This is a genomic window from Stenotrophomonas maltophilia group sp. msm1 (genome assembly GCF_032025805.1).
GTDB classification, from domain to species: domain Bacteria; phylum Pseudomonadota; class Gammaproteobacteria; order Xanthomonadales; family Xanthomonadaceae; genus Stenotrophomonas; species Stenotrophomonas hibiscicola.
This window is the reverse complement of record NZ_JAVSKH010000004.1, coordinates 38,346-63,289: the sequence shown is the minus strand read 5'-3', so window position 1 is coordinate 63,289 and position 24,944 is coordinate 38,346. Positions and strand designations below refer to the sequence as shown.

Genomic DNA, 24,944 nt, shown 5'->3' with positions numbered 1-24,944 from the left:
GGGCGTTCGGGCGCTTGCAAAGCGGTGCTTCGCAAGCAAAGCGCCCTCACCCATGGGGGCTCGGTCGCGGCATCCATGCCGCTCACGGTCCCGGCTGGGGCTGACCGCGCCCTTCTGACACTCTCCGGCGCATCAATGCCGCGAAGTGATCATTGAAAATCAAATTCGACAGCAAAGGCAGAAGCAGAGCTATGGGTATCGAACAACATCAGGTGAAGGCGGCGGAGCTGTTGCATGCGGCGGGCATCCTGCCGGTGGTGACGGTTCATACGCTGGACCAGGCGCGGGCGGTCAGTGCGGCGCTGCTGGACGGTGGTTTGCCGGCGATCGAGCTGACGCTGCGTACGCCGGTGGCGATGGAAGCGTTGGCGATGCTCAAGCGCGAGCTGCCCGATGTGGTGGTGGGTGCAGGCACGGTGCTGACCGTGGAGCAGATGCAGCAGTCGATCGATGCTGGCGCGGACTTCCTGGTGACCCCGGGCACGCCGCCAGCGCTGGCCGATGCACTGGCTGCTGCGCCGCTGCCGGTGGTGCCGGGTGCGGCCACGCCGACCGAGCTGCTGTCGCTCTACGCCCGCGGCTTCCGCGTGTGCAAGCTGTTCCCGGCCACGGCCGTGGGCGGGCTGGCGATGATCAAGGGACTGGCCGGCCCGGTGGCGGACCTGAAGCTGTGCCCGACCGGCGGCATCACCGAAAACACCGCCGCCGAATACCTCGAGCAGAAAAACGTGCTCTGCATCGGCGGTTCGTGGATGGTGCCGGGCAACTGGATTGCCAACGGCGAATGGGACAAGGTGCGCGCCAGCGCCGCCGACGCCGCGAAGATCATCAAGCGCGTTCGCGACCACTGAGCCCAACGCAGCTGTAGAGCCGAGCCCACGCTCGGCTCCACGCCAGCGGAATGGAAAGCAGCCGAGCATGGCTCAGCTCTACAGGACCAGCATCCAGAGCGCGACCCGCTCCCGCTCTTCCTTCTTCATTCCGCGGTGGCGGCGCACGAAAACCGTCCTTGGCCCTGCGGAGGGATTGCGCAGGGGCGTGAGCGCCATGGATGGCGCGACCGAGCCTCCAGGGATGGATTCACGGCGTCCCCTGCGCAATCCCTCCGCAGGGCCAACCCCACGAATCCTGCCGCACACCGCAAGGGGCTCAGCCGTTGGCCGAAACCCGTTACAGCGGCCGCGCCGGATCCACCAACCCGTACTGCCTGGCCATCCGCGCCAGCGCGATGTTGTCGTGGATCCCCATCTTCTCGAACAGCCGCGCCTTGTGCGTGTTCACCGTCTTCGCACTCAGGCTCAGCCGCCGCGCGATATCTTCCTGGCGCAGGCCCTGGGTCAGCAGCAACGCCACTTCCAGCTCGCGCGGCGACAGGCTGTCGAACGGCGAACCGTTGCCTTCCACCGTCGACAGTGCCAGATTCTGCGCGATGCTGGTGCCCAGGTAGCGGCGCCCACCTGCCACGTCACGCACCGCGCGCAGCAGTTCCTGCGCATCACAACCCTTGCCGATATATCCGGCCGCGCCGGCTTCGAGCAGCCGCTTCGGCAGCGGGCCATCTTCCAGCACCGACACGATCACTACGCGGGTGTTGCGGTGGCTGCGCACGATGCGCTCGGTCACTTCCATGCCGCTCACACCCGGCAGGTGCAGGTCACACAGCACCACATCCGGCAGCAGCTGGCGGACTTCACGCAGCGCGTCTTCGCCGGTCTCGGCTTCGCCCACCACCTCGATGTCGGTTTCCCCCGACAGAATCATCTTCATCCCGGTGCGGACCAGCGCGTGGTCATCCACCAGGTAGACTCGAATCGTCATTCACGTACCTCTTCGAATGCGGCCATTGCAGGTCAAGCTAGGCAGGGTGCCGATACCCTGCAAGCGCGTTCGGAATGCGGCCCCGGCAATCTGCCTTGCGCATCACAGTACCGCGCGTTGTGCTTGCCCCCTGTCTTGCAGAACCTGCTGCAACGAAACAACTGATCTATCACGTAGACGTCCCGCGCGGGGCATCCACGTCAATCCCCCTGTGATGATGCTTCGCTGGCCTTCGCTGGCCGCGTGCCATGATGCCGCCAAGGGTGCCGGCGACTGAACATGACCAGATAGCACCCTACCACCCAAACCAGCGCGGCACACCATCCGGCCAGGATATCGGAGGGGTAATGCACCCCCAGATAGACCCGGGAGACGCTGACCAGCAGGCTGAATGCCGGTGCCAGCAGCAGCACCGGCCAGCGCCAGCGGGTGTTCCAGGCCAGCAGTACCAGGGTCACCGCCAGGGTCATCGAGCCCATCGCGTGGCCGCTGGGAAAGCTGAACGTCGATTCCGGCGCGATCGATTCCCACAGGCTGGGGCGCTGGCGCTGGAAGAAGTGCTTGCTGCCCATGTTCAGCAGCGCCGAGCCGACGAAGCTGACCGCCACGAAGGTGGCCTCGCGCCAGCGCCGGTAGCCCAGCAGCACGCCGATGATCAGCACGTCGGCCGGGATCAGGAACCACTCATAGCCCAGTTTGGAAATGAGCACGAAGAAGCGGTCCAGCAGTGGCGAGTGCAGGCCATGCATCTGCCACAGCAGCGGCGCGTCGAAATGGAACGATTCAAACTCGTGCACCTCGTCCGCCAGGGCGACGAAGCCAGCCAGCGGCAGCAGCACGCCGCCGAACAGCAGGACCAGGCGCCAGGCATTGCGCGCCATCCAGTGGCGGAAACCGGAGGCGGACTCCGGTGCAGCGAGGATCGCAGGCTTATCCGGCGCTTCGGACATACGTGTGTTCGACGTAGTCGTCGATCAGGGCGACGAACTCCTGGGCGATGTTGTCGCCGCGCAGGGTCACCTTCTTCTCGCCATCGACAAACACCGGCGCTGCGGGTGTTTCGCCCGTGCCCGGCAGCGAGATGCCGATGTTGGCATGGCGCGACTCGCCCGGCCCGTTCACGATGCAGCCCATCACCGCCAGGGTCATGTTCTCCGCCCCCGGGTGGTGGATCTTCCACAGCGGCATCTTCTCGCGCACGTGGTTCTGCACGACCTTGGCCAGCTCCTGGAAGAACTCCGAGGTGGTGCGGCCGCAGCCCGGGCAGGCCGTGACCAGCGGCGTGAAGGCGCGTTGGCCGGTGGTCTGCAGCAGTTCCTGGGCGACAATCACTTCCTGCGTGCGCGACTGGCCCGGTTCCGGGGTCAGCGAGATGCGGATGGTGTCACCGATGCCTTCCTGCAGCAGCACGCCCAGCGCCGCCGCCGACGCGACGATGCCCTTGCTGCCGATGCCGGCTTCGGTCAGGCCCAGGTGCAGGGCGAAATCCGAGCGCTGGGCCAGGTCGCGGTATACCGCGATCAGCTCCTGCACGCCGCTGACCTTGGCCGACAGCACGATGCGGTCGCGCGGCAGGCCGAGTTCCACCGCCTGCTCGGCCGAATCCAGGGCCGAGCGGATCAGCGCTTCGCGCAGCACGCGGCCGGCATCCCAGGGCTGTTCGCGCAGGCTGTTCTCGTCCATCAGCTTCGCCGCCAGGGCCTGGTCCAGCGAGCCCCAGTTGGCGCCGATGCGCACCGGCTTGTTATAGCGGATCGCAAACTCGATCAACTGCGCGAACTGCAGGTCCTTCTTCTTGCCGAAGCCGACGTTGCCGGGGTTGATGCGGTACTTTGCCAGCGCTTCGGCACACGCCGGTTCGGCGGTCAGCAGCTGGTGGCCGTTGTAATGGAAGTCACCGATCAGCGGCACGTCGATACCCATCATCGCCAGCTTGTCGACGATGCGCGGGATCGCCGCAGCCGCTTCCACGGTGTTGACGGTCAACCGCACCATTTCCGAACCCGCGCGCCACAACTCGGCCACCTGCTTGACGCTGGAAGCCACGTCGGAGGTGTCGGTGTTGGTCATCGACTGCACCACTACCGGCTTGCCTCCGCCTACGGTGACCCCGCCGATCTGCACGGCATGGGTCTGGCGGCGGGGCCAGGAGGTGGCATCGGAGGGAGGCGTAGGGCGGGTCACGGCGTCGTGCATGGGCGCATTCTACCGCCCGCTCCCGCATTCGGGGTGACTCGCATTCAGCCGGCGGCACGGCTGCGGCCGATTGTCGCAGGCACGCGCGCCCGTGAACGCATACGATGAGCATGAATGACCGGTCCCGACGCCCCGTTCCTCCGTACCCTGTGCAGCCTGCGCTGGCTTGCCGTAGGCGGCCAGGCCGCCACCATCCTGGTCGCCAGCTGGGTGCTGGGCCTGCCGTTGCCCCAGCTGCCACTATGGGCCGGCGTGGCCGTGCTCACCTTGTTCAACATCTACACCCAGCTGCGCCCGGAAGCGGCCGACACCGCCCCGCTGACCGCATTCGGCCATATCCTGGTGGACGTGATCATCCTGACCTGGATGGTGGGCTGGAGCGGCGGCATGGCCAACCCGTTCAGTTCACTGTTCCTGATCCTGATCGCGCTGGCCGCCTTCGCCCTGCCCCTGCGCTGGGCACTGGCAGTGGCCCTGGCCTGCCTGCTCGGCTACGCCGCCAGCGGCATCTTCGGCCAGCCGCTGCCGGACGGCTATTTCCGCGCGCAGGACCTCAACCGTTGGGGCGTGGTCGCCAACTTCCTCATTTCCGCAGCGGTCGTGCTGACCTTCTCCACCCGCCTGGCGCTGGCGCTGCGACAGCGCGAACTGGAACTGTCGGCACTCAGGGAACGCTTCGCCCGCAACGAAGGCATCGTCGCCCTGGCCACCCATGCCGCCTCCGTGGCGCATGAACTGAACACGCCGCTGGCAACCATGACCCTGCTTGCCGATGACGTCGCCGAGCGCAGCGAAGAGCCCGAAGTGCGCGAAGACATGGAGACCCTGCGCGAACTGCTGGTGCAGTGCCGGGAACGCGTGCTGGCGCTGGCCGCACCGGCCTCGGCCGACGGACCGGGCCGCAGCCACTCCAGCGCCCAGCAGGTACTGGAACAGTGGCGCCTGGTGCGGCCGACCATCGACCTGCATCGCAATGACGATGCGCCGCTGCGGTTACCACTGGATCCGGGCGTGGGCCATCTGCTGATGGTCCTGCTCAACAATGCCGCAGATGCCGGCGAACAGGCCGGGCGGCCACGGGTAGATCTGGACCTGCGCATCGAAGGCGACGACCTGATCGGCGAAGTCCGCGACTACGGCCATGGTTTCGACGCCCGTGCCGCCGTGCTGCCGGGCAAGCTGTTCGGCAGCAGCAAGAGCGAGGGCATGGGCGTCGGCCTGGCCCTGTCCCATGCCACCATCGAACGCCTCGACGGCGAGATGTGGATGCGCCCGGCCCAGGGGGCCGGCAGCCGCGTCGGCTTCCGCCTGCCGCTGGCCCCACGCGAGGAAACCCCATGAGCGCCTCAACCCTTGGTCTGCTGGTCGACGACGACGAGCTGTACCTGCGCACCCTGCAGCGCAGCCTGGCCCGCAAGGGCCTGGAAACACAGACCGCACAGGATGCCGCCAGTGCCCTGGCACTGGCCCGCCAGCATCCGCCGGCGTTCGCGCTGATCGACCTGAAGCTGGGCAGCGATTCCGGCCTGGCGCTGATCCAGCCGCTGCGCGCGCTGCGCGCGGACATGCGTATCCTGCTGGTGACCGGCTACGCCAGCATCGCCACTGCCGTTGAGGCGATCAAGCTGGGGGCCGACGATTACCTGCCGAAGCCGGCCACGGTACCGATGATCCTGCGCGCGCTTGGCGAGGAAGACGACGGCCCGGCCGACGATGGCGAAATGGAAGTGCCGGACGCGATGACACCGATCAGCCGCCTGCAGTGGGAACACATCCAGCAGGCGATGCACGAGACCGGCGGCAACGTGTCCGCAGCGGCACGCCTGCTCGGCATGCACCGGCGTTCGCTGCAGCGCAAGCTGGCAAAGCGGCCGAGCCCGGAACGCGATCCGAGCCGTTGATCGCTGACGGACCGGTCCGGCTCAGGCCTCGACCAGCGCCGGCCGGTCCTGCGCGGCGCTGGAGCGCACCGCACACGCATCGGCCCGCGTGGCCATCGTCTCCTGCAGCAGCGGCGATGGCAGTACGCAGGCCGGATGCATGCGCAGGAAGCCGTAGATCGAACCCGCCAGGCCGATCATCAGGCCCGGGGTAAAGGCCGCGCGGGTGAGGCCGCCAACCATCCCCTGGTGCTCCTCGATCGAAGAAATGATCTCGATGGCGGCCTCGTCCTGCGGATAGGGACACCCTGCCGGATCCAGCGCAGCGGCCAGCACCAGCAGTTCCCGGGTGGACACATCGCCATGGCACAGGGTGTGGCTGAACCCCCATTTGCCGCGCGCATCGGCCACGGCGCGACGCATGTCGCGCAATTGCGCGGCATCACCGGTGCGGGCATACAGGTCCGCCGCCGCCAGGCCGATGCCCACGCTGCCGTGGCACCAGGTCGGGAAGTTCTTCTGCCCATCCTGCAGGTGGATGTCCCGCCAGTGCCCGGTATGTGGCTCGAACAGGGCTGCCTGGAATGCAAATGCTCCTTCGGCCAGCCGCCGCCATGCGGCCCGCTCGGGCACGCTGCCAGCCTCGGAGCGGGCCAGTCGTGCCAGCGCCCAGCCCATGCCCATCGCACCGTGGCCAAAACCACCGATCGGCTCGCTGAACTGTGGCGTCGGCCAGCGCGTACCGTCTGCGTCGACAATCGCAGCGTCCTGCATGCGGCGTCCCGCTGCGGCCGCCAGTTCCAGCCAGCGTGCGTTGCCGGTGGCTTCAGCCAGCGCCAGCAACGGCAGGATCATGCCGGACACACCATCAATCAGTTCGAACTTTGCCGCCTGCTGGAAACCGCGATGCTCCGCGGCTTCCGCGCAGCGCTCTGCCAGCGCCAGCAGCGCCGGTCGCTGCAACAGGTCGTGCAATGCCAGCAATGCCCACATTTGCGAACCGGTTCCGACGAATCCACCGTCAATTTCGGCGGGGTGCCGCTCGCACAGGGTCTGGAACACCGCAAGGGCGCCCTCGATGGCCGGATCCAGCCCGGCCACCGGATCGGCACGCCCCTGCTCCACTTCGTGGCGATAGGCTGCCAGTGCGAAAGCGATGCCGCCCAGCCCGAAGTACAGGTCTGGCTGCACCGGCTGGACGGTCCATCCGGTACGCGTCACTTCAGGTGTGATCCAGGTCATCGAGCCGTCTTCGCCGTGCACCGCCAGCCGCAGCAGGCTTTCCACCGCGCGCGTGGCCAGCGTGCGACGGCGTGCGTCCAGGTCGTCGGCGCGCGGATGCCGTGCTGCATAGCTGTAGCCGGACCGGGCCTCGGCTCGGGCCAGTGCATGCTGGTTCAGGTCGGTGGCGACCAGCGTGCTGCGGATCGTCACGTCTTCCAGGTCAATCCGCATCGCGCGCCAGTTGGCGACGACGGAGTGGATACGCGCCGCGTCCAGCTGCGATGCGAAGATCGGAATGTCACCGTGGCGCAGGTCATCGACCTCTCCGCGTACGGTTTCCAGGTCCGATGGCGCAGCGGGCGACACCGCCGCATTCCGCACCAGCAGGTCGATCGCGCGCTCAACCGCCCGAGCTTCGTTGTGAAGCGATGCTGGATGCCAGAGCATCCGCCCGAGCTCGGCGTAGGCCATTGTCGGCCGCCGTACATCCCGCACCTGGCAGCCTTCGAAGGCCGTCAGCAGCGGCATCAGTTCGCCGTTCGCGTCCAGCGCGCGCAGACGCCCACTGGCGTCGATGAAGCCCTCGCTGATGTGGTCCCAGTACAACGACACATCGGGCTGTGCGCTGGGATGGTTCTGCGCAATGGAGACCTCGGCCTCGACCATGCCCAACCGGGCCGGTTCGGTCCCGTCGTCGACGATCACCGGCACCTGCACCCGTGGCTGCTCGCCGGGCAGCGCGCCGGCTGCAGACAGGTCCACGCCCTCCATGCCCAGGCCGGCAGTACGGAACGGCACGATTCCGGTACGCAGCACTGAATTGCGCATCAGCTTGACGGCGGTGTCGTACGCATCGCCAAGCCCTGATGGCTCGATTTCGATTACCCGGCAGAACACGCTTTCGGCGTCGACCACCACCGGCACCGGCCCGACCGCGATCAGATTCTCCAGATGGATGTCGGTGCCACCGATCAGGCGCAGGATGGCCAGCCAGTGGCCGAGGCCGCGGTAATAGCACCGCAGTTCAGCCTCGCCGGAACAATAGCGATGCGCGGCGAATGCAGCCCAGCCGTGGCTGCCACGATCGATCACCTTCGGCACGCGCACGCGGTCAGGGGCGTCACCGAAGACCGCGGACAACAGGCCATCGAGCGTGGCATCGATGCGCAATGAGCGTGGCTTGTACATCACCGTGCCGCCTTCGAACTGCAGCCGTGCCACGGTGCGGCCGCCACCGTGCAGGTCACCGCGGCCCAATGCAACCGCATGCAGCGTGCCCGCCGGCGCACCCAGCAACTCGGCCAACGCAACACGATCACTGCCGATGCGTGCAGCGAGCTCCACCACGGCCGCGCATTGTCCTTCGAGCATGCGCGTCAGGCGCGGCAGCAGTACCGGATAACGTTGCTGCAGATGCGCGCGGAAGCCCTCGCTCGTGGCCAGGGCAACGAATTCGTCCAGCGCACCAGCACTGTCAAGCGGGCCGATGTCACCGCTGCGTGCAGCGGCGTGCAGCTCCAGCAGCAGCACGCGGTTGAGCTTGAGCTGGGCATGCTCATGCAGCGCCGCCTCGCCCTGCGAATGCAGCAGCGCACGTTCGCCGGGCTGCAGGGCAATGGCGGGATCATGCAGGCCGGCAGCCAGCGCAGCGCGCGCCTGGGCAAGGAAATGTTCGGTGATGCGCGCAAACGCGGCCGCAGCCGGAGAAGCGGTCATTACGCCCCCTGCAAGATTCAAAAGTCTGTTCCAGTCGCCGGCACGCAGCTGCATGCCTCTGCGTGCCGGCACGGGCTACATCAGCAACACAGGCAGTGGTTGATCACCGATACCGTGGTGGTGCACTCGTTGGTGCCACCGGTGATCATGGTGTCCGAAGCCCCGGTGAGGGCCGCTTCGGTGGCTGCCGCACCGTAGATGAACAGCGAACCCGCAGGGTTGGCGCACCCATCCACATCGTCCGAGCCATTGAGCCAGCCGGACACAACGTCGTCATTCAGATCCATTCGCAATCTCCTGTCATTCACAACATGAGGCGTTGAGGACATGGATCGATTCCACGTCCCTTCGGATACGGCCAGTCCCTGGCATCAACATCATGCTGCGAGCGATACTGGGTGACAGGTACAGCCGCCCATGCACACTGCATTGGCACGCCATGCGTAGTCAAGCTGCGCTGCCGCAGGCACGCGAATACGCTGCATGGGCAACGCCGCAGGGCCCCGGATGGCAGGAACGGAAGGCATGGGATGGCCGGCCTGTCGCCGGCGCATCCACGACCGGGCTCAGCGCTTCAGCTGCGCCAGTATCTCGCGGGTCATCGGATCGGCAATCGCCACATCCTCACCCTGCAGCGCTGGCAACAGGCCACTGGCCAGCTGCTTGCCAAGCTCGACACCGAACTGGTCGAAGGCATTGATGTTCCAGATCACCGACTGCACGTACACAGCGTGTTCGTACATGGCGATCAGTGCGCCCAGCGCCTGCGGGGTCAGTGCGTCGAGCAGGATCAGCGTGCTCGGGCGGCCCCCGGGGTAATCGCGGTGCGGGTCGTCGCTGCTCTGGCCATTGGCCAGTGCTTCGGTCTGCGCCAGCAGGTTGGCCAGCAGGGCCTGATGATTGATCGTGTAGGGATCGTCGCTGTGCACGCAGCCGATGAAGTCGGCCGGAACGATGCTGGTGCCCTGGTGCAGCGCCTGGAAGAAGCTGTGCTGCACGTCGGTGCCCGCCCCGCCCCACCACACCGGCACGGTGTCGGTGGTGACCGGCTGTCCGTCACGCTGCACGCGCTTGCCCAGGCTTTCCATCACCAGCTGCTGCAGGTAGGCTGGCAGCAGCGCCAGGCGCTGGTCGTAGGTCATCACCGCGTGCGTGGCATGGCCCAGCAGGTTGCGGTTCCAGATGTCGGTCAGGCCGTGCAACACCGGCAGGTTGCGCTCCAGCGGTGCATCCAGCGCATGCGCATCCATCTGCGCGGCGCCTTCCAGCAGCTGCTCGAAGCGCTCGAAACCGATGGCCAGCGCGATCGGGAAACCCACGGCCGACCACAGCGAATAACGGCCACCGACCCAGTCCCACATCGGCAGCACGCGATCGGCGGCGATCGCGAAAGCCTTGGCCGCGCGTTCCGGATTGGCGCTGACGGCATACAGGCGCTCGCTGCCCCCCAGCCAGTCGTGCAGGATCTGGCCGTTGAGCAGGGTTTCCTGCGTGCCGAAGGTCTTGGAAATCAGGATGCCCGCGGTCTTCGCCGGATCCAGCGTGGCCAGCGTGCGCTGCATGGCGGCGCCGTCCACGTTCGACACGAAATGCACGCGCAGGCGCGCACCGCTGACCGGACGCAGCGCATCGGCGACCAGGCGCGGACCGAGGTCGGAACCACCGATGCCGACACTGACCACGTCGGTTACGCCGCTGTCTTCCAGCGCGCGCACCAGCACGCCCATGCGCTGGCGGATCTCGCGCGCGGTGGCATAGGCCTCAGCGGCAACCGGTGCATCGACCACGTCGCCGCGCAATGCGGTGTGCAGTGCGGCGCGCCCCTCGGTCAGATTGACCTGCTCGCCACGGAACAGGCGCGTGATGGCGCCGCCGACATCACGTTCGGCAGCCAGCGCCAGCAACGCCTGCAGCGCGGCGGCATCGTATTTCTGCCGCGCGAAGTTGACGTACAACGGACCGACCCGCAGCGCCAGATCCTGCACGCGGCCGGGTTCGGCGGCGAGCAGGCTGGGGATGCTTGCGCCCTTCAGGCGCTGGGCGTGGGAATGCAGCGAGTCGAATCCGTTGTTCGTTGTCATGCGGCCTGGGTCGGGATCGTGTCGTTGGTGTGGGTGATCTGGTTCTTGCCATCAACGTACACCAGCTTCGGCTTGAAGCTGTCGGCTTCCTGCTCGGTCATGCTGGCGAACGCGGCGATGATGATGATGTCACCGACCTGCACGTGGCGCGCGGCGCCACCGTTGAGCGAGACAACGCCGCTGCCGGCCTCGGCGCGGATGGCATAGGTCGAGAAGCGCGCACCGTTGGTCACGTCCCAGATGTGCACCTGCTCGAACTCGCGGATGCCGGTGGCAGCCAGCAGGTTGTCATCGATGGCGATCGAGCCTTCGTAGTTCAGCTCGGAATGGGTGACGGTGGCGCGATGGATCTTGGTCTTGAGCAGGGACAGGTGCATGGGGGCGCTGCAACGGCAAAGGAAAGAGCGGATTCTAGCACCCGCACAGCGCGGGGCATCACGGCCGACAACCTGTTCAGGTAGGCGGTGAAACCGGGGGTCAGAACCCTTTCCCCTGGAAAAGGCATCTGACCCCATGCATCGCGCGGCGCCGCCGGAACTCAGAATTCCAGGTTGTCGATCAGACGGGTCGTACCCAGTCGCGCGGCGATCAGTGCCACGCGGCCACCGCCGTCGAAGGTCGGCTCGGCCAGCTCCGGGGTGCGCAGCACCGCATAGTCGACCTGGAAACCGGCCGCCTGCAGTGCGGCGGTGGCATCGGCCTCGATGCGTTCGCGCGGGTGACCGGCCACGTAGCCCTCGCGCATGCCCAGCAGGGTGCGGTGAATGGCGGTCGCGACCGGGCGCTGTTCGGCGCTCAGGTACTGGTTGCGCGAACTCTTGGCCAGGCCATCCTCGTCACGCACGATCTCGGCACCGACGATCTGGATCGGGAACGACAGCTCAGCCACCATCTGCCGGATCACCGCCAGCTGCTGGTAGTCCTTACGGCCGAACACGGCCACGTCCGGCTGCACCTGCAGGAACAGGCGCGCCACCACCGTGCAGACGCCATCGAAGTGGCCCGGGCGGCTGGCACCTTCCAGCACCTCGCTCACGCCGGGCGCGTGCATCTGCGTGGTCTTGTCCACGCCCAGCGGGTACATGGCCTCGACGCTGGGCAGCCACACCGCATCGCAGCCGACCTGCTCAAGCCCGGCCACATCGGCCTCGGGCGTACGCGGATAGCGACTGAAATCCTCGTTCGGCCCGAACTGGGTCGGGTTGACGAAGATGCTTGCCACCACCTTGTCGGCGTACTGGCGGGCCAAGGTCACCAGCGAATGATGGCCACCGTGAAGGTTGCCCATGGTGGGCACCAGCGCCACGCGCAGGCCCTCGCGCTTCCAGTGGGCGATCTGCTCGCGCAATGCGCCAAGCTCGTTGAAGGTCTGGATCATGAGGCGTAAGCGTGCTGTTCGTCGGGGAAGCTGCCGTCGCGCACGGCGTCGGCGTAGGCGCGGGTGGCACCGGCCACCGAACCGCCTTCGGCAAGGAAATCCTTGACGAACTTGGGGCGGCGATGGCCACTGTCCAGGCCGAGGAAATCGTGCAGCACCAGCACCTGGCCGTCGCACTGCGGGCCGGCACCGATGCCGATGGTCGGCACCTCCACCGCAGCGGTCACCTCGGCGGCGACCGGGGTCGGTACGCATTCGAGCACCATGATGCTGGCGCCGGCAGCGGCCACGGCCCTGGCATCTTCCACCAGCTGGCGCGCGGCATCGCCGCGGCCCTGGATCTTGAAGCCGCCCAGGCGCAGCACCGATTGCGGGGTCAGGCCCAGGTGCGCGCAGACCGGAATCTCGCGCTCGACCAGGTAGCGGATGATGTCGACCTTGAAGCCGGCACCTTCGATCTTGACCATCTCGGCACCGGCCTGCAGCAGCTGCAGCGAGGCATCCAGCGCGCGCTCCGGGGTGGCATCGGCGCCGAAGGGCAGGTCCGCCACCAGCAGCGCACGCTGCAGCACGCGGGCCACGGCGCGGGTGTGGTAGACCATGTCGGCCACGGTCACCGGCAGGGTCGAATCATGGCCCTGCACCACCATGCCCAGCGAATCGCCGATCAGGATCAGGTCAACGCCATTGGCGTCGAAAGTGCGGGCGAAGCCGGCGTCGTAGGCGGTCAACATGACCAGCTTCTGGCCATTGCGCTTGGCCTCGGCCAGGGCGGGAACGGTCCAGGGCTTGCTGTCTGCGTGGGTGCTCATGTGCTGATAACCGGGGGAGATAACCCGGGCATTATCACCCTATCGGGGCAATCCCGCAGGCGTCCACCCGCACCACTGCGTCCCGCACGCGGCCGTGGCCGGGAATGACCAGATCCGGCGCGATTTCGGCCAGCGGCACCAACACGAAGGCCCGTTCGTGCATGTACGGGTGTGGCACCTTCAGCCCGGGCTGGTCGAGCTCCTGCACGCCGTACAACAACAGGTCCAGGTCCAGCGCGCGCGGGCCCCAGTGCACTGCCGGATCGCGCACGCGACCGAAGCGCTGCTCCAGCGCCAGCATGGCCTGCAGCAGCTCATCGGCCGGCAAGGTGGTTTCGACCGAGGCCACCGCATTGACGAACGGCGGCTGGTCTTCATTGCCCCAGGCCGGCGTTGCGTAAAGCCGCGAGGCCTGGCGCAGCCGGGTCCCGGGCAGGCCGTCCAGCGCGGCAATCGCCGCGCCGACGGTGGCGGCCGCGTCGCCGAGGTTGGCGCCGAGGCCGATCCAGGCAGGGGTCATCGCCTACTCGCCCGCTGCACCGGCCGGGGCACCCGGACGACGGCGGCGACGGCGGCGCTTGCGCGGCGCTCCGCTCTCGTCATCGCCTTCTTCGCTGTGCATCGCATCCAGCGACGACTCCAGCTCACGCCCGGACTGCGCCTGCGCTTCGCGCCAGAACTCGACATCGGCGGCGTGCTCGGACGACGCCACCTGGCGCAGGCTGAGGAAATCGAACGCGGCACGGAAGCGCGGATGGGTCAGGGTGCGGAACACGCGCTTGCGCTGGCGCGAGCTGAAGCGCGATTGCAGCAGCCAGATTTCCTGCATCGGCAGCGAGAAGCGGCGCGGCAGCGCGATGGTGCTCAACTGCTGCACGGTGACGCGGTCGGCGGCGCGGCGCTGCGCCTCTTCCGGTGCCACGCCCTGCTTGAGCAGGGTCGCCTGTGCACGGCAGAACGCCGGCCACAGCAGCAGCGCGAACAGGAACGCCGGCGAGACCGGTTCGTCGTTGGCCACCCGCGCATCGGTATTGGCCAGGCCCTCGACCAGCATGCGGCGCAGCGCGCCGGTGCGGTTGGCTTTCAGCGCCTTGGCGCTTTCCGGGAACAGCACGTCGAGCAGGCCGTAACGCTCAAGGCCTTCGAAGCTGGCCACGCCGTGTCCGGACAGGAACAGCTTGAGCACTTCCTCAAACAGGCGCGCTGGCGCGGCTTCGTTGAGCAGGCCGGCCAGGTGCGGGATCGGCGCGGCAGTACCCTCCTCGATCTGGAAGCCGAGCTTGGCCGCCAGGCGCACCGCTCGCAGCATGCGTACCGGGTCTTCCTGGTAGCGCTGCACCGGGTCGCCGATCAGCTTCATCAGGCGCGCCTGCACGTCCTCGAAGCCACCGGTGTAGTCGCGCACCGAGAAGTCCTCGATGGCGTAGTACAGGGCGTTGCAGGTGAAGTCGCGGCGGATGGCGTCGTCTTCGATGGTCCCGTACACGTTGTCGCGCACGAGCATGCCGTTTTCCATCTCGCGGTCGCCGCTGCCGTCATCGCTGTTGGCGCGGAAAGTGGCGACTTCGATGATTTCGCGGCCGAACACAACGTGGGCGAGGCGGAACCGGCGGCCGATCAGTCGGCAGTTGCGGAACAGCTGCTTGACCTGCTCGGGCGTGGCGTCGGTGGCCACGTCGAAATCCTTGGGTTGGCCATTGACCAGCAGATCGCGCACCGCGCCGCCGACAAGGTAGGCGCCGAAGCCGGCATCGCGCAGGCGATAAAGCACGCGCAGGGCGTTCGGGCTGATGTCCTTGCGGGAGATCGTGTGCTGGTCGCGCGGGATGACGCGCAGGCTGAACGGTGATGTAGCAGAGGAAATGATGTTGGCGCTTCCGGTTGAAGTTTCGGGATTGCCCAATGGCATCGAGGTGCATATACTAGCGCTCCTGCCTCGGCAGCGACACAGTTACGCTCCCTTCGTCTAGTGGTTAGGACGTGGCCCTCTCAAGGCTAAAACAGGGGTTCGAGTCCCCTAGGGAGCGCCAGTCGCCGCAGCAGGAACCGAAAAAGCCCGCCTTGTGCGGGCTTTTCTGTTTTCCGGGGTTTGCATTGGCATCGGTCGGCCTGGTCGCAGTAGCGCCTTCCTGTTCCTGCGTGGGAGGGGGTGGGCCACCCTGACAGTTTCCCGCGACGGCGGCACGAACAGCCTCGCTCCTCCGCAGCCAATTCAATCCCGACGCGCAGACCTGCGTCCGCCAGAACCGCAATGCCTGACGCGAAGGCGGAGCAGCTCAAGCCGGGACCGTTGGCGCCATGGATGGCGCCATCGAGCCCCCATGGATGGGTTCACGGCCTGTCCCGGATTGGACTGCCCCGCCTTCGCCCTCGATGACACCGAGGCGCCAACGGAATGCAACCGAAGCCGGGCAGCGTCAGCCTTCCATCTGCTCCAGCTCCTTGCCCTTGGTCTCGCGCACGTAGCGGACCACGAAGAAGATCGAGAGGATGGCCGCCACCGTATAGATCCCGTAGGCCCCGGCCAGGCCGATGCCCGCCAGCAGCATCGGGAACGTCACGGTGATCGCGAAATTCGACGTCCACTGCGCCGCACCGGCGACGGCCAATGCCGGGCCGCGGATCTGGTTGGGGAACATTTCACCCAGCATCACCCACATCACCGGGCCCCAGGACATGTTGAAGAACACCACATAGACGTTGGCCGCCACCAGCGCCAGCCGGCCCATGCCGTCGGACAGTTGCAGGCGACCGTCGGCGAGACTGCCACTGGCGAACGCGACCACCATCAGTACCAGCGCTACCGACATGCCGACCGAGCCGATCCACAGCAGCGGCTTGCGTCCGATGCGGTCGATCAGCAGCACCGTCAGCAGGCAGGCACCGATGCTCAGCGCACCGGACAATACATTGATCAGCAGCGCGTCGCTTTCCGAGAACCCCACCGCCTGCCACAGCACCGCGCCGTAGTAGAACACCACGTTGATGCCGACCAGCTGCTGGAACATCGCCAGGCCGATGCCGACCCAGAGGATCGGGCGCAGCCTGCCGGTGACCTTGTCGCGCAGGTCGGCGAAGCGTGGCTTATGCTGGTCCTGGGCCAGGCTCGCCTCGATCTCGGCCTGCTTGGCCGTGGCTGCGGCCTCGCCGTACAGCCGCGCCAACACCGCCCTCGCCTGCTCCGGGCGCCCCTTCACGACCAGGAAGCGCGGGCTTTCGGGAATCACCAGCAACAGCAGCAGGAACAGCCCCGATGGCAGCGCCTGCATCCAGAACATCCAGCGCCAGGCCTCATGGCCCAGCCATAGCGGCTCGGTCGACGCCCCAGCGGCACGGGCCAGCAGGTAATTGCTGAGGAAGGCGGCGAACAGGCCGCAGATGATCGCCATCTGCTGCACCGTGGCCAAGCGCCCGCGATAGCGCGCCGAGGCCACCTCGGCGATGTAGGCCGGCGACATCACGCTGGCCGCGCCCACCGCGAAACCGCCCAGCACGCGCGCGGCGATGAACAGCCAGGAAGCGTGAGCGGCACCGGCGCCCAGCGCCGAAACCAGGAACATCAGCGCCGACACGATCAGCACGCCTCGGCGGCCCAGGCGATCCCCCAGCCAGCCTGCCAGGAAGGCACCGACCGCACACCCCAGCAGCATCGAAGCGACTTCGAAACCAAGCGCCGCCTCGCTGGAGTTGAAGGCCTGGCGAAGGCCGTCGACCGTGCCATTGATGACACCACTATCGAAGCCGAACAGGAATCCACCGAGGGTGGCCACGCAGCTGATGAGGACGATGAATGCCGTGTTTTCGCCGCCGTGGGAGGCGATGCCGGGTTGGCGCTGGGACATGGATGAACCTGTTGGGAAGGGAGGCCGGCCATCCGACGCAGCCGGCTGACCCGCAGCGTCGCACAGGCCTTGCCCTGCCGCCAATGTCCGCCACGGCCGCGCCTGCCAGGCGCCCGATTTCCGCCCCGCGCCGACACTGGGGGCCAACCTGTTCTAGAATTGGCGGGTTCAGGAATCGATCCGCCCCCAGCCCATGCCCTTTGTCGTCACCGAAAACTGCATCAAGTGCAAACACACCGATTGCGTGGAAGTGTGCCCCGTGGATTGCTTCCACGAAGGCCCGAACTTCCTGGTAATCGATCCGGATGAGTGCATCGACTGCACCCTGTGCGAACCGGAATGCCCGGTCAACGCGATCTTCCCGGAGGACGATGTTCCTGCCGGCCAGGAGAGCTTCGTCGCCCTCAACGCCGAGCTGGCGAAGGAGTGGCCGGTGCTGACCGTGCGCAAGGACCCGCCTGCCGACGCCGGCGAATGGGATGGCAAGCCGGACAAGCTGAAGCTGCTGGAACGCTGAGAAGCGCCTGCTGCGACAACGAAAAAGGGCGCCTTGGGCGCCCTTTTCCATTTCCGGTAGCGCCGGGCCATGCCCGGCGGATCCTGGGCCGCGCTTCAAGCTCGCCGGGCATGGCCCGGCGCTACCCAAGGCAGGTGCGGACCAAGGCCCGCATCCACCCGACCAGCCCTTACTGCGCCAGCTTCGCCTTGAGCGCGGCGATCAGCTTTACCGGCGCTTCGGCCGTGGCCGGCAGGCCGCGCGGGTCCACCGCGGAGATGTAGGCGCCGGCATCGACGGCCACCACGCGGACCAGGAAGTTGCTGCCTTCGTAGGCCACGTCATACGAGCCCAGCAGCTGCGCGCGGCTGGCGATGGTCACGCCTTCCACGCCTTCCAGCGCGGTGCCGACCTTGGCGAAGGCCTCATCCTTGCCACCGGCGATGGTGAAACCCGTGTTGCCCACGGCCGGGGCCGCAGCCACCGGGGCCGCCGGCTTGGTCGCCGAGGAAAGGGTCGGCACCTTGTTGTCGCCGGTGGTGGCCGGCAGGTTCAGGTCCGGCGGCACTTCCAGCGGACGCATTTCCGGGGCCAGGGCGTAGTCGCCCTTGACGCCGCGCTTGAAGCAGCCGGTGGTGCCGGCAGCGACCGCCACAGCAAGCAGGGCATAGGACAGCACGCGGACGGTGGAAACGGATTGACGCATGTGAATCTCCTGGGTCAGACCAAGACGGAAGGTCAGTGGCTGGAAAGGGCTTCGAGGGCGGCGATGTCGCCGGCAAGGTGGTCGGCGGCCGCATGGTGCGGCGCCGACAGCGGCAGCAGCGGCAGGCGCAGGTCATGGCCGACACCGATGCGGCGCAGCAGCGCCTTGACCGGAATCGGGTTCGGTTCAACGCCGCAGAAATCGTGGAACGGCTGCAGGCGCGCGTCCCAGGATTCGGTGGCTGCATGGTCGTGCGCGGCGGCCAGTTCGCACATCCGGCGGTAGGCACCCGGAAGCACGTTGGAGCCCACGGAGATCAGGCCATCGATGCCGGCCCGGATCGAGCGCGCGGCGGTGCCGTCATCGCCACTGAGGACCGCGAACTTCGGGCTGCGCAGCGCCAGCAGCGCCTGCACCCGGCCGGTGTCGCCCACCGCCTCCTTGATGCCGACGATGTTGGGGTGGCTGGCCAGTTCGGCCACGGTCTCCGGCTGCATGTCGCAACCGGTACGGCCGGGCACGTTGTACAGCACGACCGGCAACCCGCCCTGGTCGGCGACCGCACGATAATGGGCAATCAGGCCGGCCTGGGTCGGCCTTACGTAAGGCGGGGTGACCACCAGTGCATGGCTGGCGCCAAGCGCGGCCGCACGACGGGTCTGTTCGATGGTCTTGGCAGTACCGGACAGGCCGGTGCCGGCCATGACCGGGATGCGGCCGCCAATGCGTTCGACCGCGCTGGCCAGCAGCAGGTCGTACTCGGCATCGGTGAGGGTTGCCGCTTCGCCGGTCGAGCCGGCAACGACAACGCCATGGACGCCACCTTCCAGTTGCAGGTGCAGCAGGCGCTGCCAACCGTCGGGATCGAGGGCGCGGTCGGCCCGGAACGGGGTCGCCAGCGCGGTGATGAGGCCGGAAAGGGACAAGGACGTGCTGCTCTTGGCTGGAAAGGGAAAACGCCCGCCACGAAAGGCCGGGGGCGACCTGAATGTTACTTGCGGCGCGAAAGCACGGGCAAGTATGCTGGACACCGGTGGATCCCCGCCTCTGGCGGGCATTCAGACTCACGCATGCATTACCCGGAATCGCCTTGACCGACACCACCCCGCGCCCCGCGCCGAGCGAAAACCACCTCCTGATCAACGCCTACACGACGCATCCGGAGTCCCCCCTGCTGCCCGTCACCCGCCGCATCGCCGACAGCGGCTGCAATCTGGTGGACGCACGCCTGGCCACGGTCGGCCGCGACGTCTCGGTCACCGCCCTGGCCACCGGCTCCTGGGACTCGGTGGCCAAGCTGGAGGCGATGCTGACCCGGCTGGAGCGCGAGGAAGGGCTGAAGCTGGTCTGGTACCGCACCGCCGCCAAGCAGGCGCAGTCCAACCTGCTGCCCTACATCGTCGAGGTGATCGCCGCCGACAAGCCGGGCATCCTGTTCCAGCTGGCCGATTTCTTCGACCGCCAGGGCATCACCATCGAGAACCTGCAGAGCACGCGCTACCGCGCCATGCAGACCGGTGCGGAAATGTTCAGCGCACAGGTCACCATCGGCGTGCCGGCCAACATGCATATTGCCGCGCTGCGCGACGATTTCCTTGAGTTCTGCGACCACCTGAACCTGGACGCGATCATGGATCCCATGAAGTTCTGATTCTTCGCGCGTCTCTCACGCGCGCGTGGCGTTTCATGTAGCTGTAATGGCAAGAACCCAGGCTCGACAGAAGGACCTCATGAACAACGGCGACACCCTGGACAGCACTACCCTCTCCCTGCCGCTGGCCCTGTCCGGCGGCGACCACGCCACCCTCGGCGACTATGCCGGCCAATGGCTGGTGCTGTACTTCTATCCCAAGGACAGCACGCCGGGCTGCACCACCGAAGGCATCGACTTCAACGCCCTGCTGCCGAAGTTCAGGAAGGCGGGCGCGGTGGTACTGGGCGTCTCGCGCGATTCGGTGAAGTCGCACGACAACTTCTGCGCCAAACAGGGCTTCAACTTCCCGCTGGTCAGCGATGGCGACGAAGCGCTGTGCAGCGCCTTCGACGTGATCAAGATGAAGAACATGTACGGCAAGCAGGTACGTGGCATCGAACGCAGCACCTTCCTGATTTCCCCCGACAGCCGCATCGTGCAGTCCTGGCGCAAGGTCAAGGTTGCCGGCCATGCCGATGCCGTTCTCGCCGAACTGAAGGCCTCCCAGTCCAAGTGAGTCCCACTGCCCACCGTGTCTGCCATCACCCTGCCCCGCTGCAGGCCGTGGTGGTTTTTCCCTGCCCGTAACCAGGAATCGACGATGACCCGAGGCAAGCGCATCTACGTGCTGGATACCAACGTGCTGATGCACGATCCCACCGCGCTGTTCAAATTCGAGGAGCACGACATCTACCTGCCCATGCAGGTGATCGAGGAGCTGGACAACGGCAAGAAGGGCACCTCCGAAGCCAGCCGCAACGCTCGCCAGGTGAGCCGTTTCCTCAACGAGCTGGTGCAGGAATCCGGCCTGGACAACCTGGCCGACGGCATTCCACTGCAGCGTCCCAATGGCCTGCAGCTGCGCGGCAAGCAGAGCGCCGGCAAGCTGCGCTTCCAGACCAGCCATTTCGACGCGGGCAAGAGCTTTGGCAAGGTCATTCCGGACAATGCCATCCTCGGCGCGATCCTGGCCCTCAAGGAAGAAACGCCGGACCTGCCGGTGGTGTTCGTTTCCAAGGACATCAACCTGCGGATCAAGGCCGCCATCGCCGGCATCGTGTCCGAGGACTACGAGAACGACCGCGCACTGGACGATTTCAGCCTGCTCTACACCGGTGCCACCGAGCTGCCCGAAGACTTCTGGAAGCGCCACGGCGAGGATCTGCGCAGCTGGAGCGACAAGGGCCGCAGCCATTACGAGATCCAGGCGCAGGATGGCGAGGAGTGGTACCCGAACCAGTACGTCTACCTGCCCGGCGAAGACGAAGTCGAACTGCGTGTCAGCCGCGTGGTCGGCGACGGCAAGGTAGTGCTGTCGCTGGTCGATGATTTCCGCCACGGCAGCCACGCCGTGTGGGGCATCAGTGCGCGCAACCGCGAGCAGAATTTCGCGCTGAACGCACTGATGGACCCGGAGATCGACTTCGTCACCCTGCTGGGTACCGCCGGTACCGGCAAGACCCTGCTGGCGCTGGCCGCCGGCCTGGCCCAGACCATGGACCAGCAGCGCTACCGCGAGATCATCATGACCCGCGCCACGGTCAGCGTTGGCGAGGACATCGGTTTCCTGCCGGGCACCGAGGAAGAGAAGATGACGCCGTGGATGGGCGCGCTGACCGACAACCTGGAAGTGCTCACGCACAACCAGGAAGGCGGCACCTGGGGCCGCCAGGCCACCAACGACCTGCTCGCCAGCCGCATCAAGATCCGCTCGATGAACTTCATGCGCGGCCGCACGTTCCTGTCACGCTACCTGATCCTGGACGAGGCGCAGAACCTCACCCCCAAGCAGATGAAGACGCTGATCACCCGTGCTGGCCCCGGCACCAAGATCGTCTGCCTGGGCAACGTCGAGCAGATCGACACCCCGTACCTGACCGAAACCACCTCGGGCCTGACCTACGCGGTGGATCGCTTCAAGAACTGGCCGCATAGTGCGCACATCACCCTGCGCCGTGGCGAACGCTCGCGCCTGGCCGATTACGCGTCGGAGGTGTTGTGAACCGCTGCACCCGCCTGCTGCTGCCTACGGCTGCGATCGCCCTCGCAGCCGCGCTCGGCGCCTGCACCACCACGCGCGGCCCGGCCAGCGTGCCGACCGCCGAACGTACCGGACAATCCTGGGTGGTCACCCGCCCGATCATCGCCGCGCAGGTGCTCGACACCTGCTCGCGGCCCAGTCCAGGCCGCGAGGCGGGCCGGGTCAGCGGCTATTGGGCACCCAGCCGGCAGCAGATCGACCAACTGGAAGCACAGCTCTCGTCGCTGCAGGCACAGGTCCCGAAGGTGCTGGACTTCGACCGCCAGTACGTCGGCATCGAAAGCGCCGGCAAGCGGCTGATCTACGTCAACGCCTTCCATCTGCCCGATGGCAGCGGCATCAATCCGGCACGGGAAGCGATCCGCGTCTGCGACGGCGGCACGCAGTTCTGGGGCGCGGTGTTCGACCCCTCCAGCAATACCTTCAGCGAGCTGCAGTTCAACGGCGGCTTCGGCGGGCCCTGAGGGGCCTTGCCGATGGGAATACGCCTGCCCACCTGGGTCTGGATTGGTGCGGTCGCGCTCTCGTGCGTGGCCGGCATGGTCAACGTGGTCGGCTTCCTCGGCTTCGAGCATCAGGCGGTCAGCCACATGACCGGCAGCACCAGCCAGCTGGGCATGGCGCTGGCGCAGGGCGACTGGCGCGCGGTCGGCCATCTGTGGGGGCTGCTGATCGCGTTCTCACTGGGTGCGATGCTCAGCGGCCTGTTGATCCAGGACAGTACCCTGCAACTGGGCCGACGCTACGGCGTGGCGCTGGCCTTGGAGTCCGCGCTGCTGCTGGTGGCCATTCCGCTGTTCGAACGCCACCAGATCTGGGGCGCACTGGCCGCCGCCATGGCCTGCGGCCTGCAGAACGCGATGGCCACCACCTTCAGCGGCGCGGTGGTACGCACCACCCATCTCAGCGGCATGTTCACCGACCTCGGCATCGGCCTGGGCCACCTGCTGCGCGGATTGCCGCTGCAGGTACGACGCCTGACCCTCAGCGGCCTGATCATCAGCGGCTTCCTCGCCGGCGGCATCATCGGCGCCTGGCTGTTCATGCGCTGGCAGTACGACGCCCTGCTCGCCCCCGCCCTGCTGACCGGCCTGACCGGGCTGGGCTATGTGCTGTACCAGCAATGGGCACGTTGGCGGCATTGAATCAAGGACATCGGCGCATGGCGTGGATCTACCTTCCCCTGCGCGACCACGGCACAATCGCGGAATGAGCCCGACCACTCCCGTTTCCGCTCTCACCATCGCCGGCTCCGACTCCGGTGGAGGGGCGGGCATCCAGGCCGACCTGAAAACCTTCGCCGCGCATCGCGTGCACGGCCTCTCCGCAATCACCGCACTGACCGCGCAGAACACGCGTGGCGTCATCGCCGTGCATGTGCCGCCGATCGACTTCCTGCGCGCGCAGCTGGAAGCCTGTTTCGACGATTTCGACATTCACGCGGTAAAGCTGGGCATGCTGGCCAACGCCGGCGTGATCAACGCCGTTGCTGACGCACTGGAGAAGCATCGTCCGCCGCACGTGGTGCTGGACCCGGTGATGGTCGCCACCAGTGGGGCGCGCCTGCTGGAAGACAGCGCATTGCAGGCCATGCGTGAGCGCCTGATCCCGCTCGCCACGCTGATCACCCCCAACACACCGGAAGCAGAACTGCTGGTCGGACGGAAGATCAGCAATGGCGATGACGCTGAGCGCGCGGCGTCAGCCCTGCTCGATCTCGGTGCCGGCGCCGTACTGCTGAAAGGTGGCCACCTGCAGGAAGGCAACCGCGTAATCGACCGCTACTTCGACGGCGTCAGCAACGAAGAATTCATCCACGCCCGCCTGCCACTGGACGCACATGGCACCGGCTGCACGCTGGCTGCGGCCATCGCCGCGCAGCTGTGCAATGGCCTGAGCCTGGCCAACGCCTGCGAAGCCGGCATCGATTACGTCGCACGCAGCCTGCAGCGGAGCCATGCCCCTGGTCGCAGCGAGGTGCGGGTGCTCGATCACTTCGGCGCGGCACCACACGCATGAACCTGGCGCCGCGCATCCTCGCCGTACAGTGCGACGACGGCCATCGCTACGAAGTGATTGCCTGCGTGCCCGCGCACCCCATTGCGCGCCTGCTGTGGCTGCCCGCGCTGGGCGTGGCCGCGCGCCATTACCTGCCGTTGGCGCAGGCGCTGGCTGCGAAGGGCGTGGCGGTGTACCTGCACGAGTGGCGCGGCAACGGCAGCAGTTCGCTGCGCCCATCGCGCGCGCTGGACTGGGGCTATCGCGAGGTACTCGAACAGGATCTGCCAGGCAGCCAGGCCGTTCTGGCTGCAGCGGATGAAGGGGCTGGCACCCTGCCCTGGATCATCGGCGGCCACAGCCTTGGCGGGCAGCTGGCCTGCGTGCATGCCGGACGCCATCCGCAGCACTTCAACCGGCTGTGGCTGGCCGCCAGCGGCTCACCGTTCTGGCGTGGCTTCCCGCCACCACGCGGATGGCTGCTGCCGCTGGTCTACCGCTTTCTGCCGTGGATCGCGCAGCGCCAGGGCGTGCTGCATGGCCGTCGCCTTGGCTTCGGCGGCACCGAGGCGCGCGGCCTGATTGCCGACTGGGCGCGCGTGGGCCTGAACAACCACTACGCCGCGTCCGGCATGGACGAAGACCTCGATGCGCAGATGGCGCGCGTGCATGGCAGCGCGCAGGCGGTGCTGATGGAGCACGACTGGTTGGCCCCCACCGGATCGATGCAGACGCTGCTGGCGAAGCTGCCGAATGTGGACGCGCAGCTGCGCGTGCTGTCCGCGCAGGAACTGGGCACGCGCGCCGATCATTTCGCGTGGCTGAAGGCGCCGGACGCCGTGGCTGACAGCTTTTTCATTCAGTTGGATGAAAATTTTCACAAAACTGTTGACGGTCCGCGCCGACATCCGCATAATTCCGCTCCTGTCGCAGGGCGCCCGTAGCTCAGTTGGATAGAGTACCTGGCTACGAACCAGGCGGTCGGGAGTTCGAATCTCTCCGGGCGCACCACTCGACAGGTTTCCGGCATCCGCCGCTGGAAATGCAGTAAAATTTGATTGTG

Annotated in this window: 25 protein-coding genes and 2 tRNA genes; 13 read left to right on the top strand and 14 right to left on the bottom strand. The window is 67.0% G+C overall.

The features are described from left to right. The first annotated feature begins 191 nt into the window (after positions 1-191). Positions 192-851 (top strand): bifunctional 4-hydroxy-2-oxoglutarate aldolase/2-dehydro-3-deoxy-phosphogluconate aldolase, encoded by a 660-nt coding sequence (gene eda / locus ROV95_RS17330; protein WP_312545476.1) that lies wholly within the window; start codon positions 192-194, stop codon positions 849-851. Between the two features lie 319 nt (positions 852-1,170). Here eda and ROV95_RS17325 read toward each other — a convergent pair whose 3' ends face one another. The 3 genes from ROV95_RS17325 to ispG form a co-directional block, all read right to left on the bottom strand. After that, entirely contained in the window at positions 1,171-1,818 is a 648-nt protein-coding gene (locus ROV95_RS17325; protein WP_312545475.1) for a response regulator, read from the bottom strand. A gap of 200 nt (positions 1,819-2,018) precedes the next feature. Further along, positions 2,019-2,768, bottom strand: a complete 750-nt coding sequence (locus tag ROV95_RS17320) for a phosphatase PAP2 family protein (RefSeq protein WP_058980273.1) — start codon at positions 2,766-2,768, stop codon at positions 2,019-2,021. Continuing rightward, the gene (gene ispG / locus ROV95_RS17315) at positions 2,749-4,014 is read right to left on the bottom strand and encodes a flavodoxin-dependent (E)-4-hydroxy-3-methylbut-2-enyl-diphosphate synthase (RefSeq protein ID WP_019661189.1); all 1,266 of its coding nucleotides are present in this window, start codon (positions 4,012-4,014) and stop codon (positions 2,749-2,751) included. The genes ROV95_RS17320 and ispG overlap by 20 nt, the downstream gene beginning before the upstream one ends. Positions 4,015-4,128: 114 nt before the next feature. On the opposite strand from ispG, the gene ROV95_RS17310 reads away from it, so the two are divergent. Next, positions 4,129-5,355 (top strand): ATP-binding protein, encoded by a 1,227-nt coding sequence (locus ROV95_RS17310; protein WP_312545474.1) that lies wholly within the window; start codon positions 4,129-4,131, stop codon positions 5,353-5,355. Further along, entirely contained in the window at positions 5,352-5,915 is a 564-nt protein-coding gene (locus ROV95_RS17305) for a response regulator transcription factor (protein WP_005409063.1), read from the top strand. The genes ROV95_RS17310 and ROV95_RS17305 overlap by 4 nt, the downstream gene beginning before the upstream one ends. 21 nt (positions 5,916-5,936) lie before the next feature. On the opposite strand, the gene ROV95_RS17300 is transcribed toward ROV95_RS17305, so the two are convergent. The 8 genes from ROV95_RS17300 to pcnB form a co-directional block, all read right to left on the bottom strand. After that, positions 5,937-8,834: a type 2 lanthipeptide synthetase LanM family protein gene (locus tag ROV95_RS17300; RefSeq protein WP_134735421.1), complete on the bottom strand. Its 2,898-nt coding sequence runs from the start codon at positions 8,832-8,834 to the stop codon at positions 5,937-5,939. An 80-nt stretch (positions 8,835-8,914) separates the two neighbouring features. After that, positions 8,915-9,121, bottom strand: a complete 207-nt coding sequence (locus ROV95_RS17295) for a DUF6229 family protein (RefSeq protein ID WP_010484314.1) — start codon at positions 9,119-9,121, stop codon at positions 8,915-8,917. Positions 9,122-9,400: 279 nt separating this feature from the next. Further along, the gene (gene pgi, locus ROV95_RS17290; RefSeq protein WP_312545472.1) at positions 9,401-10,915 is read right to left on the bottom strand and encodes a glucose-6-phosphate isomerase; all 1,515 of its coding nucleotides are present in this window, start codon (positions 10,913-10,915) and stop codon (positions 9,401-9,403) included. Then, positions 10,912-11,292, bottom strand: a complete 381-nt coding sequence (panD, locus tag ROV95_RS17285) for an aspartate 1-decarboxylase (RefSeq protein WP_005409061.1) — start codon at positions 11,290-11,292, stop codon at positions 10,912-10,914. The genes pgi and panD overlap by 4 nt, the downstream gene beginning before the upstream one ends. A 161-nt stretch (positions 11,293-11,453) precedes the next feature. Next, positions 11,454-12,293 (bottom strand): pantoate--beta-alanine ligase, encoded by an 840-nt coding sequence (gene panC, locus ROV95_RS17280; protein WP_312545470.1) that lies wholly within the window; start codon positions 12,291-12,293, stop codon positions 11,454-11,456. Beyond that, positions 12,290-13,105, bottom strand: coding sequence for a 3-methyl-2-oxobutanoate hydroxymethyltransferase (panB, locus tag ROV95_RS17275; RefSeq protein WP_005409058.1), 816 nt, complete (start codon positions 13,103-13,105; stop codon positions 12,290-12,292). The genes panC and panB overlap by 4 nt, the downstream gene beginning before the upstream one ends. Before the next feature lie 34 nt (positions 13,106-13,139). Next, positions 13,140-13,625 (bottom strand): 2-amino-4-hydroxy-6-hydroxymethyldihydropteridine diphosphokinase, encoded by a 486-nt coding sequence (gene folK / locus ROV95_RS17270; protein ID WP_058980267.1) that lies wholly within the window; start codon positions 13,623-13,625, stop codon positions 13,140-13,142. A gap of 3 nt (positions 13,626-13,628) precedes the next feature. Then, entirely contained in the window at positions 13,629-15,008 is a 1,380-nt protein-coding gene (gene pcnB, locus ROV95_RS17265; RefSeq protein ID WP_312545467.1) for a polynucleotide adenylyltransferase PcnB, read from the bottom strand. 52 nt (positions 15,009-15,060) lie between these two features. Here pcnB and ROV95_RS17260 point away from each other — a divergent pair. Beyond that, positions 15,061-15,135: transfer RNA gene (locus ROV95_RS17260), tRNA-Glu, on the top strand. A gap of 387 nt (positions 15,136-15,522) precedes the next feature. Here the strand turns inward: ROV95_RS17260 and ROV95_RS17255 are convergent. Continuing rightward, positions 15,523-16,947: a sugar porter family MFS transporter gene (locus tag ROV95_RS17255; RefSeq protein ID WP_019661180.1), complete on the bottom strand. Its 1,425-nt coding sequence runs from the start codon at positions 16,945-16,947 to the stop codon at positions 15,523-15,525. Between the two features lie 193 nt (positions 16,948-17,140). On the opposite strand from ROV95_RS17255, the gene fdxA reads away from it, so the two are divergent. Further along, on the top strand, positions 17,141-17,464 hold the full coding sequence (gene fdxA, locus ROV95_RS17250; RefSeq protein WP_004153066.1) for a ferredoxin FdxA: 324 nt from the start codon (positions 17,141-17,143) through the stop codon (positions 17,462-17,464). Positions 17,465-17,633: 169 nt separating this feature from the next. Here the strand turns inward: fdxA and ROV95_RS17245 are convergent, their stop codons facing one another. Both ROV95_RS17245 and dapA read right to left on the bottom strand, forming a co-directional pair. Continuing rightward, positions 17,634-18,149, bottom strand: coding sequence for a hypothetical protein (locus ROV95_RS17245; RefSeq protein WP_019661179.1), 516 nt, complete (start codon positions 18,147-18,149; stop codon positions 17,634-17,636). Positions 18,150-18,181: 32 nt separating this feature from the next. After that, positions 18,182-19,075, bottom strand: a complete 894-nt coding sequence (gene dapA / locus ROV95_RS17240; protein WP_312545464.1) for a 4-hydroxy-tetrahydrodipicolinate synthase — start codon at positions 19,073-19,075, stop codon at positions 18,182-18,184. 164 nt (positions 19,076-19,239) lie between these two features. On the opposite strand from dapA, the gene ROV95_RS17235 reads away from it, so the two are divergent. From ROV95_RS17235 to ROV95_RS17200, 8 genes are all read left to right on the top strand, one after another. After that, positions 19,240-19,800, top strand: coding sequence for a glycine cleavage system protein R (locus ROV95_RS17235; RefSeq protein WP_019661177.1), 561 nt, complete (start codon positions 19,240-19,242; stop codon positions 19,798-19,800). Positions 19,801-19,879: 79 nt separating this feature from the next. Further along, a complete protein-coding gene (locus ROV95_RS17230) occupies positions 19,880-20,359 on the top strand; it encodes a peroxiredoxin (protein ID WP_019661176.1) in 480 nt (159 codons plus the stop codon). 84 nt (positions 20,360-20,443) lie between these two features. Next, positions 20,444-21,844 carry a PhoH family protein gene (locus tag ROV95_RS17225; protein WP_019661175.1) on the top strand — a complete coding sequence of 467 codons (1,401 nt, stop codon included), beginning with the start codon at positions 20,444-20,446 and terminating at the stop codon, positions 21,842-21,844. Beyond that, a complete protein-coding gene (locus ROV95_RS17220; RefSeq protein ID WP_019661174.1) occupies positions 21,841-22,347 on the top strand; it encodes a hypothetical protein in 507 nt (168 codons plus the stop codon). Before ROV95_RS17225 ends, ROV95_RS17220 begins: the two co-directional genes overlap by 4 nt. A gap of 12 nt (positions 22,348-22,359) precedes the next feature. After that, entirely contained in the window at positions 22,360-23,028 is a 669-nt protein-coding gene (locus ROV95_RS17215) for a YoaK family protein (RefSeq protein ID WP_180877714.1), read from the top strand. Positions 23,029-23,092: 64 nt separating this feature from the next. Further along, positions 23,093-23,902 carry a bifunctional hydroxymethylpyrimidine kinase/phosphomethylpyrimidine kinase gene (thiD, locus tag ROV95_RS17210; RefSeq protein ID WP_058982738.1) on the top strand — a complete coding sequence of 270 codons (810 nt, stop codon included), beginning with the start codon at positions 23,093-23,095 and terminating at the stop codon, positions 23,900-23,902. Next, positions 23,899-24,825, top strand: a complete 927-nt coding sequence (locus ROV95_RS17205) for an alpha/beta fold hydrolase (RefSeq protein WP_312545460.1) — start codon at positions 23,899-23,901, stop codon at positions 24,823-24,825. Before thiD ends, ROV95_RS17205 begins: the two co-directional genes overlap by 4 nt. Continuing rightward, a tRNA-Arg gene (locus tag ROV95_RS17200) sits at positions 24,816-24,892 on the top strand. The genes ROV95_RS17205 and ROV95_RS17200 overlap by 10 nt, the downstream gene beginning before the upstream one ends. Positions 24,893-24,944 lie beyond the last annotated feature (52 nt).

What these genes read in the sequence shown, in the direction of transcription:
- eda (WP_312545476.1), top strand. Translation starts at nt 192, where the DNA reads ATGGGTATCGAACAACATCAGGTGAAGGCGGCGGAGCTGTTGCATGCG.
- ROV95_RS17325 (WP_312545475.1), bottom strand. Translation starts at nt 1,818, where the DNA reads ATGACGATTCGAGTCTACCTGGTGGATGACCACGCGCTGGTCCGCACC.
- ROV95_RS17320 (WP_058980273.1), bottom strand. Translation starts at nt 2,768, where the DNA reads ATGTCCGAAGCGCCGGATAAGCCTGCGATCCTCGCTGCACCGGAGTCC.
- ispG (WP_019661189.1), bottom strand. Translation starts at nt 4,014, where the DNA reads ATGCACGACGCCGTGACCCGCCCTACGCCTCCCTCCGATGCCACCTCC.
- ROV95_RS17310 (WP_312545474.1), top strand. Translation starts at nt 4,129, where the DNA reads ATGACCGGTCCCGACGCCCCGTTCCTCCGTACCCTGTGCAGCCTGCGC.
- ROV95_RS17305 (WP_005409063.1), top strand. Translation starts at nt 5,352, where the DNA reads ATGAGCGCCTCAACCCTTGGTCTGCTGGTCGACGACGACGAGCTGTAC.
- ROV95_RS17300 (WP_134735421.1), bottom strand. Translation starts at nt 8,834, where the DNA reads ATGACCGCTTCTCCGGCTGCGGCCGCGTTTGCGCGCATCACCGAACAT.
- ROV95_RS17295 (WP_010484314.1), bottom strand. Translation starts at nt 9,121, where the DNA reads ATGGATCTGAATGACGACGTTGTGTCCGGCTGGCTCAATGGCTCGGAC.
- pgi (WP_312545472.1), bottom strand. Translation starts at nt 10,915, where the DNA reads ATGACAACGAACAACGGATTCGACTCGCTGCATTCCCACGCCCAGCGC.
- panD (WP_005409061.1), bottom strand. Translation starts at nt 11,292, where the DNA reads ATGCACCTGTCCCTGCTCAAGACCAAGATCCATCGCGCCACCGTCACC.
- panC (WP_312545470.1), bottom strand. Translation starts at nt 12,293, where the DNA reads ATGATCCAGACCTTCAACGAGCTTGGCGCATTGCGCGAGCAGATCGCC.
- panB (WP_005409058.1), bottom strand. Translation starts at nt 13,105, where the DNA reads ATGAGCACCCACGCAGACAGCAAGCCCTGGACCGTTCCCGCCCTGGCC.
- folK (WP_058980267.1), bottom strand. Translation starts at nt 13,625, where the DNA reads ATGACCCCTGCCTGGATCGGCCTCGGCGCCAACCTCGGCGACGCGGCC.
- ROV95_RS17255 (WP_019661180.1), bottom strand. Translation starts at nt 16,947, where the DNA reads ATGTCCCAGCGCCAACCCGGCATCGCCTCCCACGGCGGCGAAAACACG.
- fdxA (WP_004153066.1), top strand. Translation starts at nt 17,141, where the DNA reads ATGCCCTTTGTCGTCACCGAAAACTGCATCAAGTGCAAACACACCGAT.
- ROV95_RS17245 (WP_019661179.1), bottom strand. Translation starts at nt 18,149, where the DNA reads ATGCGTCAATCCGTTTCCACCGTCCGCGTGCTGTCCTATGCCCTGCTT.
- ROV95_RS17230 (WP_019661176.1), top strand. Translation starts at nt 19,880, where the DNA reads ATGAACAACGGCGACACCCTGGACAGCACTACCCTCTCCCTGCCGCTG.
- ROV95_RS17225 (WP_019661175.1), top strand. Translation starts at nt 20,444, where the DNA reads ATGACCCGAGGCAAGCGCATCTACGTGCTGGATACCAACGTGCTGATG.
- ROV95_RS17215 (WP_180877714.1), top strand. Translation starts at nt 22,360, where the DNA reads ATGGGAATACGCCTGCCCACCTGGGTCTGGATTGGTGCGGTCGCGCTC.
- thiD (WP_058982738.1), top strand. Translation starts at nt 23,093, where the DNA reads ATGAGCCCGACCACTCCCGTTTCCGCTCTCACCATCGCCGGCTCCGAC.
- ROV95_RS17205 (WP_312545460.1), top strand. Translation starts at nt 23,899, where the DNA reads ATGAACCTGGCGCCGCGCATCCTCGCCGTACAGTGCGACGACGGCCAT.